The organism is Fructobacillus sp. ChS1-6f1-1-27 (assembly GCF_059579415.1).
Genome location: NZ_JCAOER010000009.1, coordinates 39876 through 57085, shown reverse-complemented (window position 1 = coordinate 57085; position 17210 = coordinate 39876). Strand labels below are relative to the sequence as shown.

Annotated in this window: 14 protein-coding genes; 13 read left to right on the top strand and 1 reads right to left on the bottom strand. The window is 45.4% G+C overall.

Translation table 11 applies throughout. The features are described from left to right. The first annotated feature begins 176 nt into the window (after positions 1-176). Both AC5162_RS05250 and udk read left to right on the top strand, forming a co-directional pair. Complete coding sequence (locus AC5162_RS05250; RefSeq protein WP_496534208.1) at positions 177-1529, top strand: MFS transporter; 1353 nt, start codon at positions 177-179, stop codon at positions 1527-1529. Between the two features lie 158 nt (positions 1530-1687). Continuing rightward, the gene (gene udk, locus AC5162_RS05245) at positions 1688-2323 is read left to right on the top strand and encodes a uridine kinase (protein WP_496534207.1); all 636 of its coding nucleotides are present in this window, start codon (positions 1688-1690) and stop codon (positions 2321-2323) included. A gap of 103 nt (positions 2324-2426) precedes the next feature. Here the strand turns inward: udk and AC5162_RS05240 are convergent, their stop codons facing one another. Continuing rightward, positions 2427-3278, bottom strand: a complete 852-nt coding sequence (locus tag AC5162_RS05240; protein WP_496534206.1) for a MurR/RpiR family transcriptional regulator — start codon at positions 3276-3278, stop codon at positions 2427-2429. A gap of 151 nt (positions 3279-3429) precedes the next feature. On the opposite strand from AC5162_RS05240, the gene gnd reads away from it, so the two are divergent. The 11 genes from gnd to AC5162_RS05185 all read left to right on the top strand — a co-directional run bounded on the left by gnd (position 3430) and on the right by AC5162_RS05185 (position 17162). Next, positions 3430-4338 carry a phosphogluconate dehydrogenase (NAD(+)-dependent, decarboxylating) gene (gene gnd / locus AC5162_RS05235; RefSeq protein WP_496534205.1) on the top strand — a complete coding sequence of 303 codons (909 nt, stop codon included), beginning with the start codon at positions 3430-3432 and terminating at the stop codon, positions 4336-4338. Between the two features lie 143 nt (positions 4339-4481). Next, the gene (gene gntK, locus AC5162_RS05230; protein WP_496534204.1) at positions 4482-6026 is read left to right on the top strand and encodes a gluconokinase; all 1545 of its coding nucleotides are present in this window, start codon (positions 4482-4484) and stop codon (positions 6024-6026) included. Between the two features lie 48 nt (positions 6027-6074). Continuing rightward, positions 6075-7457, top strand: a complete 1383-nt coding sequence (locus AC5162_RS05225; RefSeq protein WP_496534203.1) for a gluconate:H+ symporter — start codon at positions 6075-6077, stop codon at positions 7455-7457. A gap of 250 nt (positions 7458-7707) precedes the next feature. Next, positions 7708-8319 (top strand): hypothetical protein, encoded by a 612-nt coding sequence (locus AC5162_RS05220; RefSeq protein WP_496534202.1) that lies wholly within the window; start codon positions 7708-7710, stop codon positions 8317-8319. A gap of 114 nt (positions 8320-8433) precedes the next feature. After that, positions 8434-10056, top strand: coding sequence for an APC family permease (locus tag AC5162_RS05215; protein WP_496534201.1), 1623 nt, complete (start codon positions 8434-8436; stop codon positions 10054-10056). A gap of 156 nt (positions 10057-10212) precedes the next feature. Further along, positions 10213-11640, top strand: coding sequence for an APC family permease (locus AC5162_RS05210; RefSeq protein WP_496534200.1), 1428 nt, complete (start codon positions 10213-10215; stop codon positions 11638-11640). A gap of 102 nt (positions 11641-11742) precedes the next feature. Then, positions 11743-13077: an aspartate aminotransferase family protein gene (locus AC5162_RS05205; protein ID WP_496534199.1), complete on the top strand. Its 1335-nt coding sequence runs from the start codon at positions 11743-11745 to the stop codon at positions 13075-13077. A gap of 276 nt (positions 13078-13353) precedes the next feature. Beyond that, the gene (gene alaS, locus AC5162_RS05200) at positions 13354-16041 is read left to right on the top strand and encodes an alanine--tRNA ligase (RefSeq protein WP_496534198.1); all 2688 of its coding nucleotides are present in this window, start codon (positions 13354-13356) and stop codon (positions 16039-16041) included. A 117-nt stretch (positions 16042-16158) separates the two neighbouring features. Then, positions 16159-16410 (top strand): IreB family regulatory phosphoprotein, encoded by a 252-nt coding sequence (locus tag AC5162_RS05195; protein ID WP_496534197.1) that lies wholly within the window; start codon positions 16159-16161, stop codon positions 16408-16410. Further along, complete coding sequence (gene ruvX, locus AC5162_RS05190; RefSeq protein WP_496534196.1) at positions 16410-16841, top strand: Holliday junction resolvase RuvX; 432 nt, start codon at positions 16410-16412, stop codon at positions 16839-16841. Before AC5162_RS05195 ends, ruvX begins: the two co-directional genes overlap by 1 nt. Positions 16842-16862: 21 nt before the next feature. Beyond that, a complete protein-coding gene (locus AC5162_RS05185) occupies positions 16863-17162 on the top strand; it encodes a DUF1292 domain-containing protein (protein ID WP_496534195.1) in 300 nt (99 codons plus the stop codon). Positions 17163-17210: the final 48 nt, after the last annotated feature.

Here is a 17210-nt window from a genome sequence, read left to right as displayed (position 1 = left end):
ACTGACACCGATTGAATATCGGGTGTCAGTCCTCAAGGCCGCTCAATGACATGTCCTAATTTTGGGGTTCATATCATAAACGGTGCTTTTTATTTAGAATTATTATAATTTACTTGTGTTTTTTGAAAATTTTGACTAAAATAACTAAGAGAAATGATTAGGAAAAGGAGGAGATTTTGATGAAAAATCTTCGAGTTTTAACGCCGTTTTCACTGATGCTCTTATTCACATCCTTTACGATGTCAATTTCACAGTCAACGATGACAACGGCTTATCCGATTTTGATGAAGCAGTTTGGCATTGACGCTGCCAATGTCCAGTGGGTGACCTCCGGCTTCATGGTCGCAATGACTTTAGTGATGCCGCTTTCACCCTGGCTCTTAGATAACCTGCCATTAAAGAGATTATTGAACCTGATTGTGACTATCTTTTTGTTGGGAACTTTGTACGCGATGGTAACTCCCAACTTTATCGGAGTTGTGGTTGGTCGGTTACTGGAAGGGATTGCAGTTGGCGCCTTGTTCCCCACCTATCAGGCGGTCATCTTGGAAAATACTGATAAAGACGCCCGTGGGGTGGCCATGGGAACGGTTGGTTTGGTGATGGGTTCGGCCCTGGCCGTTGGCCCAATTGTTTCAGGGATTGTTTTGCAGTGGGGGTCATGGCGGCTGCTTTTTGCCTTCTTCTTCGTGGTCCTACTCGCTTTGATGGTTTTGATGCAACGGTTGATCAAAAATACCCACGAATTAAAGCCACGTCGCTTTGACTTTATTTCATCCTTCATGCTGGTTGGCTTTGCCGGAATTTTGTATACGATTTCTGTTTTGCCGGCAACGGGGTGGAATTGGCCCTTGGAGCTAATTCTGTTTATTTCCGTCTTGCTCTTGGTTTTCTTCGTTATTCGCCAGCTCCGGCAAAAAGAACCCTTCTTGGACCTGCGAGTCTTTAAGTTCCAGGGATACCTACCAGCCATGCTATTGACGGGAATGTCATATTCCGGCCTGATTACTGCCACGGTCTTAATGCCTTTGTACTACCAAAAGGTTTTTGGCTTAGTACCTGTTATTTCAGGATTGTTAATGATTCCAGCGGCAGTCTTCTTATCATCCTTGAACCCTCGAGCTGGTCGCTTGCTTGAAAAAATTGGTTTGCGCCCCTTGGTTTTGATTGGTTCGACGATGATGGTCCTAGGTTACTTGGATCTGGCTGTTTTTGGAACTAAATTTATTGTCATGGGAATTATCGGAGCAATGTTGCTTGAAGGTGGGAACGCCTTTATCATGATGCCGGCCGTAACGGCTGCTAACAATGCACTACCAGAACACCTGGTATCACATGGAACGGCAATTATTACAACCATGCGTCAGGTCATTGGTGCCAGCTCAATCTTGGTTGCTGGAATTTTAATTGGTTTCTTCCATGAAAAAGTTGCATATGGCCAGGCCCTCAATGAAACGGCTGCTTGGTTCATCTTGATTCCTTTAACTGGTTATATTCTTGCCAGCCGGATTAAGACTCAGAAAAAATAGTTCAGCTAAAAGTCGGTGCAGATGCGCGGGCTTTTTTTGACAAATACAGTTCTACCAACCAGGGATTAAAAAATTGCTAGCTTTTATTCGGTATTTCACGTAAAATAGTTAGGAAAGAAAAATGTTGAACTGGGCCTTTGAGCCCGTTGGAGGTTATTTTGGCAAAGAAACCATTGTTAATTGGGATTACTGGTGGGTCTGGTTCTGGTAAGACCACTGTTTCAAAGGCCTTGATTACCCGACTCAGCAAAAACCAACCGGTTTTGCTGCAACAAGATGTTTATTATAAGGACCAGTCTGACAAACCGATGTCAGAACGAGTGAAGACTAACTATGATCACCCGGATTCAATCGAAACTGACCGCTTTGTTGCTGACTTGAAGAAGTTGTTGGAATATGAACCAATCGATATTCCGGTTTATGATTACGCCGAACATACCCGGTCAAAGGAAACGGTCCATGTTGAACCAGCCGATGTCATCATCGTAGATGGGGTCTTGCTCTTTAACGATGCCCGTGTCCGTGACTTGTTGGACTTGAAGGTCTACGTTGATACCGATGACGATATCCGCTTTATCCGTCGCCTTCAACGTGATATCCATGAACGTGGCCGGACGGTTGAAGGGGTCATTGAACAGTACTTGGCGACCGTTAAACCAATGCACAACCAGTTCGTTGAACCAACTAAGCGCTATGCCGATATCATCGTGCCGGAAGGTGGCGAAAACTTTGTCGCTATTGATATGCTGATGAACCAGGCAATTGCCATGGTTGAAAAAGAAGAAGAACTTTAATCTAAGGCCCTCCCAGGTTTGCTGGGAGTTTTTTTATTTGCTGAAAATAAAACCCCTTAACCGATTGTAAGTGACGGTTAAGGGGTTCTTTTCTACTATATAATTAATGTTCTCGGGTATCTTCGATGACATCTCGCATCGTATCGACGACGTGTTGGGTCTGGGTTGGGATTTTGGAACCGGCCAGGGTAAAGAGGGTGTCGATGATTGTTAGTTGGGCAATCAAAGACGACATCGACTCGGACCGGAAGTTGACTTCTTCAGCCAAAGACAGCAAGACGATGTCGGCTAACTGGGCCAAGGGCGAATCAGAAAATGATGTGACCGCGATAAAGGGTACCTTATTTTCCTTTAGCTTTTCGGCAATAAAGAGGGTGTCTTTGTTCCGGCCAGAGTGGGAAATTACGACAGCAGTATCTTGTGGGGTTAGTTTAACGGCCTGCATTAGCTGAATATCATAGTCCGGGTGGGAGATGACATCAATTGGGGTCCGTAAAAACTTGTGGTAGGCGTTAAAGGCCACAATTGACGATCCACCGATACCAAAAAAGCCAACTCGCTTGGAAGAAGTGATTGAGGAAACGGCCTTGTCTAAGCTTCGTTCGTTCAGAGCATCTAAGGTCATCGAAAGGGCGTTTTGAGCTCCCACAAAAACCTTTTGGGTAATTTCGGTCGTGTTATCAGCGTCTTCAATTTCACCAAAGAGGTCAACTGGAGGTTTGCTCTGGTTATAGGAAGAAAGGGCCATGGAAAAGTCCCGGTAAGAAGCAAAGCCAATTTTTTTGACGAAGCGGGAAACAGAAGCAGTCGAAACGTCGGTTTTTTCGGCCATTTCTTTGATGGTTCCGGCTGCTGCTTGGTCGGGTGCTTCTTTAATATAGTGGATCAGTCTGGTTTCAGTATGGTTGTACTGACTTTTATTTTGCCCTAATTTTGCAAAGATAGAATTCGTCATAAGCCCTCGAATGAATATTAATAAGGATGATTTGCCTTTAACTATACAGAATTTGAAAATTGTTTTCAAATATCACTTGCAAGCTGTAAATCTTTTTCATATAATAGGGGCTGTAGTTAATAAACAGAAAATTTTAAAAGAGGTAATACACATGAAGTTTGCCATGATCGGCCTTGGTAAGATGGGTCTTAACTTGGTTAAGAACGCCGTTGACAATGGTCACGAAGTTGTTGCGTTCGATTTGAACAAGGACTTTGTTGCAGAAGCAGATGCTTACTCAGACAAGGTTGAAGGTGTTTTAACTATTGATGACATGTTGGCTAAGTTGCCATCACCTAAGGTTGCTTGGGTTATGGTTCCAGCAGGTGTTCCAACGAACTCAACGATTGACACTTTGATCGAAAAGATGTCAACAGGCGACATCATCATCGATGGTGGAAACTCAAACTACAAGGACAACTTGGAACAAAACAAGCGGACTACTGACGCTGGTTTGAAGTTGTTCGATGCCGGTACTTCTGGTGGAATGTCAGGTGCCCGTAACGGTGGTAACTTCATGATTGGTGGCGATGACGCCGAAGCATGGAAGGTTATCGAACCATTGTTCAAGTCAATCGCTCAAGAAAACGGTTACTTGTACACTGGCCGCCTTGGTTCAGGTCACTACTTGAAGATGGTCCACAACGGAATCGAATACGGTATGATGCAAGCCATCGCCGAAGGATTCGAAGTTTTGGAAGCATCACAATTTGACTACGACTACGAAGCCGTTGCTAAGTTGTGGAACAACGGTTCAGTTGTTCGTTCATGGTTGATGGAATTGATCGAAGAACAATTCGCCAAGGATCCAAAGTTGTCAAAGATTTCTGGCCGGATGCACTCATCTGGTGAAGGAAAGTGGACAATCGAAGAATCACTTGACTTGGAAGTTCCAGCACCAGTTATCTACTTGTCACTTGCAATGCGTTACCGTTCATTGCAAGAAGACACGTTTACTGGAAAGGTCGTTTCAGCATTGCGTAACGGCTTTGGTGGACACGCTATGGATTCTGCCAAGTAATTAAACGTCGATTTGAACTGGCTCCCCCAAGCGGGAGCTTTTTCTTTAGAATTCGATGTTTCAATTATTGCAGCCAAATATGCCACATGACGGCATAAAATACCCGCTTGAAGTAAAAGCGGTGATTTGATGGAGAAATAATCATGGATTATATGGTTGGAATCGACTTGGGAACGACATCGACAAAGGCAGTTTTGTTTGATGACCAAAACCAAGTTGTCGCCCAGTCGAACGTTGGTTACCCACTTTACCGGGACCAAACCGACATGGCTGAAGAAGATTTGGAAGAAATTTTCGTTGCCTTTACAAATGCCTTGGGTGCCGTTGTCCGCAAAGCAAACTTGGACGCCGGTAACACGATTAAGGCGGTTTCATTCTCATCAGCAATGCACTCATTGATTGCTTTTGATAAGGATTGGAACCCATTGACCCGAGTAATTACTTGGGCTGATACCCGTGCCGTTGGCTACACTGATAAGTTGAAGGAATCTGGTCAGGGGATGGAAATCTACCAAAAGACTGGAACCCCAATTCACCCAATGGCACCATTGTCAAAGCTTTTGTGGTTGAAAAACGATCGCCCAGAAGTTTATAACAATGCTGCCCACTACTTGGGTATCAAGGAATACTTGTTCCACCGTTTGTTTGGTGCCAACAAGATGGATATCTCAATTGCTTCTGGAACTGGTTTGTTTAACATCTTTAACTTGGGCTGGGATGACCAGGCCTTAGAAGTGACGGGTGTCTCAAAGGACCAGTTGCCAGCAACTGTTTCACCATACGAATATGAAACAGGCATGGCTGACAAGTATGCAACCATCCTTGGTTTGCCAGCTGATGTCCCATTTGTCTATGGTGCCGGTGATGGTCCATTGTCAAACTTGGGTGTTGATGCGGTTCAACCGGGTGTTGCTGCTATTACAATTGGTACTTCTGGTGCCATCCGAGTTGTTTCAGACAAGCCAGTGATCGACCCTAAGGGTCGGACCTTTACTTACGCTTTGGATAAGGACCACTGGGTTGTTGGTGGACCGGTTAACAGTGGGGGCGATGTCTTCCGCTGGGCCAAGGACAACTTGTTTGATGCCGAAAAGTCAACGGCGGCCTTGCTTGGTCAAGATGCCTATGACTTGATGACAGAAGTCGCATCAAAAATTCCAGCTGGCTCTGATGGTTTGATTTTCCACCCATACTTGGGTGGGGAACGGGCACCAATCTGGGATGCGAACGCTCGCGGTTCATTCTTTGGTTTGAGCCACACCCACACACGAGCTAACATGCTCCGAGCCGTCCTAGAAGGAATTACTTTTAACGTCTACATGGTTTCCCTTGCCCTTGAAGAAGTGGTTGGCTCATTGAAGTCAATCCAAGCAACGGGTGGGTTCGCTCGGTCACCATTGTGGCGGCAAATGTTTGCTGACATTTTCGAACAACCAGTAACGGTTCCACAAGCCTTCGAATCAGGTGCTTTGGCAGCTGTCGTAGTCGCTCAAAAGGCCCTTGGTCAAATTGACGACTTGTACGAAATTTCTAAGTACGTTGGAAAGTCAGATACCTACCAACCAGACCCAGAAAACTTCGAAGCTTACCGTGAATTAGCACCAATCTTTATTCGTTTGTCACGTCAGTTGCAAACTGAATATGATAACATCGCCGACTTCCAACGTAAGCACGTCAAAGCGAAGTAGGTCAGAGATTAAGAGGAGAAGGGGGCCAGTTTGGCCTTCAAATAAATTATGGAATTCGTAATGTTATTACTGTCCATCTTGTTACTCTTGGTATTGATTACTAAGTTCAAGTTGAACACGTTTGTTTCGTTGGTCATTACGGCCTTCGCCCTTGCCATTTTGCTTGGCATGGATCCCGCAAAAATCCCAGACGCTGTTTTGGGTAACCAAGGAATGGGAAATATCCTTGGTTCTAACGCCGTGATTTTCATCTTTGGTGGAATGATTGGTCGTTTGGTCGCCGATGCCGGTGGTTCTTACCGGATTGCTAAGACGCTGATTAACTGGTTTGGTTTGAAACGTTTGCAATGGGCAGTTTTGTTGGCTTCATTTATCATTGGAATTTCAATGATCTTTGGAGTTGGAATGGTGCTTTTGATTCCAATCGTCTTCGCGGTTGCCGTTGAAGCCGGTGTGCCATTGCTTTACTTGGGTCTTTCAATGACGGCTGCTTTGTCATCAGCCCAAGGCTTCTTGCCACCACAACCAGCGCCAACTGCTGTGGCTTCACAGCTTGGTGCTAACATCGGTTTGATGTTGATTGTTGGTTTGTTCGTGGCAATCATTACGGCGGTCGTTGGTGGACCTGTCTTTACCTTGTTGGCAAAGAAGTACGCCCCCGATGCCTTCCAATTTAAGGAACACATCGAAGCCGTTGGTGATGTGAAGGAATATGACTTGAAGGAAGTCCCAAGCTTTGGCTTGTCAGTTTTGACTTCTGTCTTCCCATTGCTCTTCATGATTGTTGCGACGGTTTATAAGTTGACGGTTACTGGCGGTAAGACGCCAGCTAACCCTGACATGACTTACAAGATTATTGATTTCTTGGCTAACCCAACGGTTGCCATGACCATTTCTTTGGTCTTGGCCATCTTTACCATGGGTATCTTCCAAAAGCGGACAATGAAGACGGTTGGTTCTTCATTGAACGAAGGAATGAACGCCGTGGCCGGTATCTTGTTGATTGTTGGTGGTGGTGGTGCCCTTCGTGGTGTCTTGGTTACCTCAGGAATGTCAGCTAAGATTGCCGACTTGTTCCAGTCATCTGGTTCAATGTCACCAGTCATGATTGTCTTCTTCGCCTGGGCGGTTGCCTCATTGCTTCGAATCGCCGTTGGTTCAGCCACTGTTGCCGGTATTACGGCTGCAGGGGTTGTCAATGGAATCTTGGCTGCTAACCCTCACGGTGATATGTTGCTTGTGATGGTGGCCTTGGCTATTGGTGCCGGTTCATTGATTGCATCACACGTGAACGATGCTGGTTTCTGGATCTTTAAAGAATTCTTTGACTTAACCGTTAAGCAAACCTTCCAGATTTGGACGGTTTTGGAAACGGTTATCTCAGTGACCGGATTAATTGTAATCTTGATTTTGACGACTATTTTCGTTTAATTAAGACTGATAAAAGACTATTCGTCGGAAGACGAATGGTCTTTTTTGTTACACTTTGAAAGCCGGTTTTAAAAGTTTTATTACAAAACTTGAAATATAAGACATATAACGTTTCGTTTGTGTTATATTTATTATATTGGAAAGACGAGTCGATGGAACCGCGCTGGCAAAGTAAGAACGTCTTGGGGATTTAAGCTAATTTGCAGCTCGGTGCTGTCTGAAAAGTTGTCGGATTTATTGGGGAAGAAAAATGTCAAATAATGAATTGATTTGGTATTTGGTTACCATTAATTTATTTATCGCAGGTGCCTTGCTTAGTACCTTTTTAGTGGCAAAAATTGCCAAAATAAACTATCGCAAGCTTCACCAACATGTTGATAAACAGACTGATCCGTACCAGCAATTTCGCTTAAAAAAGATTGACGATGTGACCAGAATAGCCAAGACTAACGATGTCTTAATCCTGTTTACGAATAATCCTTTGAGTGCTTCTGTTAGTTCGAAAACTAAAGAACTAATCTTGAAAATCGAGCAGCAGTATCCCAAACACCGACCGGCGGTTGTTCAGGCTGGCAATATCGCTCCAACCGACTTTGGCCTGTCTAACCAAGATAGGGACCAGTTATTAGAAAAGATGCACCAAAGCGTTAATTCAGGTGGGATTTTGATTGAACACAATCCTTGTGACATGGTACTGAGTATTGAAAAGGGATGGCATGGCGATGACATGAACCATTTGATTGATGTCGGAATTTGCATTGGTGAATACCAAAGCAATGGTTTTTCCTTAAATGACCAGGTTGAAGAGCGGTTGATTAATAATTATTACGACCAAAAGAGCGATTCTTATAAGTTCAGTTAGTTGTTTGTATTAATTTCTTCTTTTTTAGAATTGCATTTTGAAATGGTTCTGGTACAATAGTGACCATTGGTAGTCCACTGATAAGTGGTCACTTATTTGAGACGGAAGGATATTATGAAATCTAATAAAATCGGTTTACTACAACTAGTTCTCCTAGGACTAGGATCATTGATTGGCTCCGGCTGGCTCTTTGGTTCTTGGGAGGCCACTCGGGTAGCGGGTCCTGCAGCCATTATTTCGTGGGTGATTGGGGCAGCGGTTATCGGGGTGATCGCTTATACCTATATTGAACTTGGAACAATGTTCCCTCAATCAGGAGGAATGTCAAAGTTCGCGCAGTATTCACACGGTTCTTTGCTTGGCTTTATTGCCTCATGGGCGAACTGGGTATCGTTGATTACCTTGATTCCAATCGAAGCCGTGGCCGCTGTTCAATACATGTCAACTTGGCCTTGGTCATGGGCCAACTGGACCCACCACTTCTTGTCAAACGGGACAATTAGTACGCCTGGTTTGCTGGTGGTCTTCTTCTTTATCACGGTCTTTACCTTGCTAAACTACTGGTCAGTGACTTTGCTGACTCGGTTTACTTCAGCAATCTCATTCTTGAAAATTGGGGTGCCGTTGTTGACGATTTTGATGTTGACGATTTCAAGCTTCCACCCTGGAAACTATGGTTCAACTGTTCACCAGTTTATGCCATATGGAACGGCACCAATCTTTGCGGCAACGACTGTTTCAGGAATTATCTTCTCGTTTAACGCTTTCCAAACAATTATTAACTTCGGTTCTGAAGTGAAGGACCCAACCAAGGATATCTCACGAGGAATCGTGATTTCACTTGGAATTGCCGCTATTTTGTACATCTTAATTCAATCAACCTTTATTACGGCGATTGAACCATCTGAAATTGCTAAGTTTGGTTGGCATGGAATCGACTTCCAGTCACCATTTGCTGATTTGGCCATTTTGCTTGGCTTAAACTGGTTGTCAATCTTGCTTTATACAGATGCCTTTATTTCACCATTTGGAACGGGGGTTTCATTTGCCGCTTCAACCGGTCGAGTTTTGGCAGCGATGGCTTCTGATAACCACATTCCAAAGTACTTGGGTAAGATTAACAAGAAGTACGGTATTCCACGGATGGCAATGGTAACAGATGCCATCTTGTCAATGATCATGGTTTCGGTCTTCCGGTCATGGGGAACTTTGGCAGCGGTGATTTCAACCGCAACCTTGATTGCTTATTTGACTGGTCCAGTTACTGTGATGTCTTTGCGGCAAATGGCACCGGAATTCACCCGACCATTTAAGTCAAAGAGTATGAAGTACATGGCACCATTGGCCTTTGTTTTGGCCTCACTGGCTACTTATTGGGCAATGTGGCCAACGACGATTGAAGTGATTATCATCATCGTCTTGGGCTTGCCATTCTACTTCTTCTACGAATATAAGATGGGCTGGTCATGGGAACGCGTTGGTAAGCAAATCAAGGGAGCCTCATGGTTACTTTGGTACTTGTTAGCCTTGTCAATTGAATCATACATTGGTTCAACCCAGTTCCACGGAATTGGCTTAATCAAGTATCCGTTTGACTTTGTCATGATTGCGATTGTGGCGTTGGCCTTCTACTTCTGGGGAACGTCATCTCACTTGATTACCAAGCACTTCCGCCGAGCTAAGAAAATCAACGATACTGTTGAAGACCCAGCTGAAGAAGAAATCAAAGAAGTTTAATTAATGTTTTTGAAGAGCTGCTATTTGGCAGTTCTTTTTTCTTTTCATTAGAAAAAATCATTCTATAGAAAACTTATATTACAAAGTTTATTGACAATTAAATGAGAAAATGCTAATATTTTTATATCGTTAAAAGTATCAAAAAGGAAGTTGCCTATGACAGAGAAAAGCGCAGCGAGCGGCTGGTTTAAAAAAGCTGACCCAACCGCATTTGAACAAAGTGATGCCCACCTTAAAAAGACCTTGGGTGTCAAAGAAATGTTAGCCTTGGGAGTTGGAACGATTGTTTCGACAGCTATTTTCACCTTGCCTGGGATTGTGGCGGCTAACCACGCCGGGGCAGCGGTGACTTTGTCCTTTATTGTGGCTGCGATTGTCTCTGGTTTGACGGCTTTCGCTTATGCGGAATTTGCTTCTGTTTTGCCCTTTGCTGGCTCTGTTTACTCCTGGGCCAACGTTGTCTTCGGTGAAGTCTTTGGTTGGATTGCCGGTTGGGCTTTGCTAGCTGAATACTTTATTGCCGTAGCCTTCGTTGCTTCTGGTTGGTCAGCTAACTTTAAGTTGTTCTTGTCTTCTTATCATTTGGCTTTGCCAGATGCCTTGGCTGGTTCTTATGCTTCCGGGAATGGTGGGGTGATTGACCTCTTCTCATTACTAGCCGTTTTGATTGTGGCTGCTCTTCTTTGGCGGGGCACCCATACGACTGCTAAGGTGGAAAATACCTTGGTGGTTTTGAAGGTCTTGGTAATCTTGATCTTTATCGTGGTTGGTGCAACTGCCATCCATCCTGAAAACTATGCTCACTTTATTCCGGCCCACAAGGCTGGGACTCAATTTGGTGGCTGGCAAGGGATTTCTGCTGGTGCTGCTCAAATTTTCCTAGCTTACATTGGCTTTGACTCAATTGCTGCTAACTCTGCGGAAGCAAAGGATCCGCAAAAGACAATGCCGCGTGGAATTATTGGCTCCTTGGTGGTTGCAACGGTTTTGTTTGTGACGGTGGCCTTGGTCATGGTTGGAATGTTCCACTATACCAAGTATGCTAACCAGGCCGCTCCGGCTGCCTGGGCCTTGCTTGAAGCTGGTCACCCATGGGTTTCAAACCTGCTGTCAGTGGTAGCCTTGGCTGGAATGTTTACCGCCATCATTGGCATGATGTTAGCCGGTTCTCGTTTGCTTTATGCCTTTGGCCGTGATGGCTTGTTGCCAAAGTTCTTGGGAAATGTTGATGGGAAGGGCTTGCCAAATGCTGCCTTGGCCACTTTGACAGTAATTGCTATCTTGGTTGGTTCTGTCTTCTCCTTCAATGAATTGGCCGGCTTGATTTCAGCCGGAACTTTGATTGCCTTTATGATGGTCTGCTTGGGTGTTTACGCCTTGCGTCCCCGTGAAGGCAAGGACTTACCTAAGCCAGGCTTTAAGATGCCATGGTACCCAGTTTTGCCCGCCCTTGGTTTCCTTGGGGCCTTGTACATCTTCGTTTCATTGGATTCGATGGCTCAGATTTATGCAGGGGCTTGGTTTGTCCTTGGACTGTTGGTCTATATCTTCTATGGGGCTAGGCACTCTAAATTGCACAAATAAGCTAACTTTGTTTCATTTTAAATAAATTTATTGAAAGACCGGTTTTCATCGGTCTTTTGTTGTATAATGATTAAAAATAAGTGAGAGAAAGGTTGTAGTTTTATGGCTAAAAACTTAGATATATTGGAAGAAGAGGGGAATTACCGGAACCCTTCTGGTCGGATTTCTTACTTTGACCTGGTTGTTGACCATGCCAAAGGCGCTACGGTAACCGATGTGAATGGGAAGTCTTACCTAGACTTGCTATCGTCGGCCTCTGCTATTAACTATGGCCATTGTCATCCGAAGGTCGTTCAAGCCATTAAGAACCAGGCGGAAAAGCTAGTTCTTTACACCCCCGCTTACTTCGCCAATAACACAACCGCTACGTTATACGAAAAATTAGCCAAATTAACGCCTGGAGACTTTGCCAAAAAGGTTGCTCTTGGTAATTCTGGTTCCGATGCTAATGAAGCGATGATTAAGTTTGCTCGGGCTTATACTGGTCGAACAAACGTTGTAACCTTTACAGGGGCGATGCATGGGTCAACCTATGCGGCTTCAACGGCCTCTGCCATTTCTCTTGGCCAAGTTAAGAAAATTGGACCGCTTTTGCCCGGCTTCTATAAGGCTCCTTTTCCAGACCCCCATGACCGCTTAAAGGGGGAGTCGGAAGACGATTTTTCAGACCGGGTCTTTGACCAGTTTTTGCAAATCTTTGAGACTTATGTACCGGCTGATGAAACAGCCCTAGTTTTGATTGAGCCAATCCAAGGGGATGGTGGGATTGTCAAGGCCCCACAACGGTACATGGACAAGCTCTACCAGTTCACCCGAGACCACGGCATCGTCTTTGGGGTTGATGAAGTCAACCAGGGCTTGGGACGGTCGGGGACGCTGTGGTCAATTGACCACTTTGGAATTGCCCCGGACATCTTATCAATTGGAAAGTCAATTGCCTCTGGACTGCCACTCTCTGCTACGGTCGGTAAGGCAGAAATTATCGATGCTTTGCAAGCCCCTGGTAACTTGTATACGACTGGTGGCAACCCGGTTTCTGCTGCAGCGGCCTTGGCCGGGTTGGAGGTCTTACAAGATGAAGAGCTAGTGGTCCGGTCCAAACGTTTGGGCGACCGGGTTAAGGTCTACTTTGAAAAAGCTAAAGGCAAGTATCCTTGTATCGGTGATGCCCGGATTTACGGCTTTAATGGGGGGATTGATATTGTTGATGAAAAGGGCCAGCCCGACCAGGCCTTGACCAACCAAATTATCTTCCGGCTCTTTGACCTGGGGGCTGTGATGATTTCTTTGCGGGGTAATATCTTACGGTTCCAGCCACCACTAGTGATGACTGATGACGAATTAGACCAGGTCTTTGCTCTGTTCGACCAGGTCTTTTCAGAAGCGACTGATGGGACCATTCCTGCTGTGCCGGCTGGTCGGTCAATTGGTTGGTAAAAATCCTTGACTGGGGGCTGAATTTGCCCGCGCCTGTGCTATAATTATCCTTAGGAATTGGATATGTTTACTGATGACTTCTGATAGCAAGGTGCTGGTTGATGGAAAGCACTAGGAGAGTCAGTGGATGCTCCCAGTTATGATGCTAGTAATAGCCGCATGCCAAGCGTTATCTGGCCTTAAAGGTAAAGATTTTAGATCATTACAAATTGCGGTGGTACCACGGTTTTTCGTCCGCACTTTGTTTTGGTCTTTTTATTTTGAAGGAGAATTTAAATGAAAGACCTATCGTCAGTTGAAATTCGGCAGATGTTCTTGGACTTTTTTGAAAGCAAGGGCCACTTGGTTGTCCCGGCCAAGTCATTAGTGCCAGAAAACGACCCCTCATTGCTTTGGATTAACTCGGGGGTTGCCACGTTGAAAAAGTACTTTGATGGTTCCGTTGTGCCACCAAAGCCACGTTTGACTAACGCTCAAAAGGCCATCCGGACTAATGACATCGAAAACGTTGGTCGGACAGCCCGCCACCATACTTTATTTGAAATGATGGGGAACTTCTCAATTGGCGATTACTTTAAAGAAGAAGTAATCCCATGGGCCTGGGAATTGTTGACCTCACCAGAATGGTATGGTTTGGACAAGGAAAAGTTGTACGTGACGGTTTACCCCAAGGATGAAGAATCACGGAAAATTTGGGAAGAAAAGACCGACCTACCAGCCGGTCATATCTACCAAGTTGAAGATAACTTCTGGGATATTGGGGAAGGGCCTTCTGGACCCGATTCTGAAATTTTCTATGACCGGGGTGAGGCCTTTGCGGACTTGCCAGCCGATGACCCTGAAATGTATCCGGGTGGTGAAAACGAACGGTACCTGGAAATCTGGAACATCGTCTTTTCACAGTTCAACCACTTGCCTGGTTTGACTGATAATAGTACCTACCCAGAATTGCCCCACAAAAACATTGATACGGGGATGGGCCTTGAACGGTTAGTTTCGGTCTTTCAAAACGGCCGGACCAACTTTGATACGGACTTGTTCTTGCCAATTATCCATGAAGCCGAAGAACTGGCCAATGGTCCAAAGTACGATGAAGAAAAGGATACCGACGAAAACGTTTCCTTTAAGGTGATTGCCGACCACATCCGGGCCGTTTCATTTGCTATTTCAGATGGGGCTAAGCCAAGTAACGAAGGCCGCGGTTACGTTATCCGGCGGTTGCTCCGTCGGGCCGTTTTGCACGGACATAAGCTTGGGATCCAAGGCGAATTCTTGGAAAAGTTGGTGCCAACTGTTGTTGCCACCTTGGACGCCTTCTACCCAGAATTAAAGGCCAACCAGGCTGAAATTGAAAAGGTTATCTTGGCCGAGGAAAAGCGTTTTAACAAGACCTTGAAGGCCGGTTTGTCACTCTTGGCTGATGTGATTGAACAAGCCAAGGCGGACAAGTCTGGTCAGATTGATGGCGAGGCCGCCTTCAAGTTGTCTGATACTTACGGGTTCCCAGTCGAATTGACCGAAGAACAGGCTAGTGATGCCAAATTAACGGTTGATTTGGCTGGCTACAAGAAGGCCTTGCAGGCCCAACGAGACCGTGCCCGGGCTGCTCGATCAAAGGATACCGCCATGAGTGTTCAAAATGCCGTTTTGACGGATTTGACGGTTGAATCCAAGTACGTTGGTTGGACAACCAACCATGTTGAAGGGGCCAAGGTGGTCGCCTTAATGACTCAAGATGAAACTGGGGTTTCACAGCTAAGTCAGGTTGCTCACCCAGGTGATCAAGCGGCTGTTGTCTTTGACCAAACACCGTTCTACGCTGAAATGGGTGGTCAGGTGGCCGACTTTGGAACAATCAAGGATGAAAACGACCAGGTCTTGGCCGAAGTCACCGATGTTCAAGCCGGACCAAACGGCCAACACATCCACTCGATTAATGTTTTGGCCGACTTGCACCAAGACCAGGTGGTTAACCTAGCCATTGACTTGGAACGCAACCATGCTGTTTCTTTGAACCACACGGCGACCCATTTGCTGGATCAAGCCTTGCGGAACATTATCGGTGGCGACGTCCACCAACAAGGTTCACTGGTTGAACCAGAATACTTGCGCTTTGACTTTAACCACGAAGGTCCGGTTGACCAGGCCACTTTGAACCAGGTCCAAGACCAGGTGAATGCGGTGATTGCTAAGAACTTGCCAATTACCTGGCAAGAAATGTCACTGGAAGAAGCTAAGAAGATTGGTGCTGTGGCAGTCTTTGATGATAAGTACGGCGACTTGGTTCGGATTGTCTCAATTGGTGACTACAACCAGGAATTCGATGGGGGAACTCATGCGGCTTCCACTGCTGAACTAGGCTTGTTCAAGATAACCAGTGAGTCAGGGACTGGGGCAGGAATTCGCCGGATTGAAGCCAAAACTTCCATTCCAGCTTTGACGGATTACCAGGCTGAGCAACAGACTTTGATGCAGATTGCTGAAACGGTCAAGGCACCAAACTTGTTGGATGCTCGTGACAAGGTTAATGACTTGCAAGCCGAATTGAAGCAGGCTAAGCAGCAAATGGCAGAAATCCAGTCACGGATGGCTGCCTTGCAGGCCGGCGACATCTTAGTCAATGCCCAAAACTATGGAAACTTGAAGGCTGTGATTGCCAAGGTCAGTGTGGAAAACGCGCAAGGCCTGCGGCAGATGGCCGACGTTTGGCGCGATAAGAAGACGTCAAACATTTTGGTTTTGGCGGCAGCGGTTGGCGAGAAAGTGAACCTCTTGGTTGGTGCTGACCAGGCGGCCAACGACGCCGGCATCAAGGCTGGCGACTTAGTGAAGGAAATCGCGCCAATTGTTGGTGGCGGTGGCGGTGGCCGGCCTGATTTGGCCCAAGCCGGTGGAAAAGACCAGTCGAAGATTGAAGAAGCCTTGCAGCACGGGGCCAAGGTTTTGACTGAAAAACTAAGCTAAAATTATAAAAACCGACTAAGCAACAGGATTGCAAATTAGTCGGTTTTTGTTTCAAAAACGTGTTAAACTAGAGACACGTAAAAACTTTAAGATTTATTTAAGAAAGGAGCGTGTACGATGAGTGTAAGTGATGAAACAGCTGTATTTGACTTTGGCAACCAAAAGCCAAGAGATATCCATGAGACCATGGTTTTGGTCTATGCGGCCTTGGAAGAAAAGGGCTACAACCCCTTTAACCAAATCGTTGGTTACTTGATGTCAGGTGACCCGGCCTATATTCCACGTTTGCATGATGCCAGAAACTTGATTAAGCGTCATGAACGTGATGAAATCATTGAAGAACTTGTACACGCTTATTTGAAGAAGTAATGCGGATACTTGGACTTGATGTGGGATCAAAGACCGTTGGCGTCGCAGTTTCCGACCCAATGGGCTGGACCGCCCAGGGTGTTGAAATCATCCGAATTAACGAAGACGAGAAAGAATTTGGCTTAGACCGGCTAGGTGAAATTATCCAAGAAACCGGTGCTAAGGGTGTGTGCTTAGGGTTGCCTAAGAACATGAATAACACCGAAGGCCCCCGGGCCGAGGCCTCACGGGCCTATGCTCAGATGGTTGAAGACAAGTTTGGTCTGCCAACTGACTTTCAAGATGAACGGCTAACAACTGTTCAAGCGGAACGGATGTTAATTGAAGAAGCGGACGTTTCCAGAAAAAAGCGCAAAAAGGTAATTGATAAGATTGCTGCGGAGTTTATCTTACAAAACTACCTGGATGCCAATGGTAAATTAACCAAATAAACAAAGGATTTTAGATTTTACATGGCTCAACAAAACCCCGAAATTGATAAGATTACCCTAGTGGATGAAAACGGTGATGAAACTTTGTACGAAGTTTTGTTCACTTTCCACTCAGAAGAATACGACAAGTCATACATCTTGTTGGTTCCAGATGGTGCTGAAGAAGACGAACAAGTTGACGTTCAAGCCTACATTTTCAATCCAACGGATGATGAAAATGCAACGGAAGAAGACTTAGTTCCAATCGAAGATGATGCCGAATGGGACATGGTCGAAGAAGTTTTGAATACCTTCTTGGATGACGATAGTAACTTCGAATAACGTGATGACGACTACCAGTTTTGGTGGTCGTTTTTTATTGCTTGGATT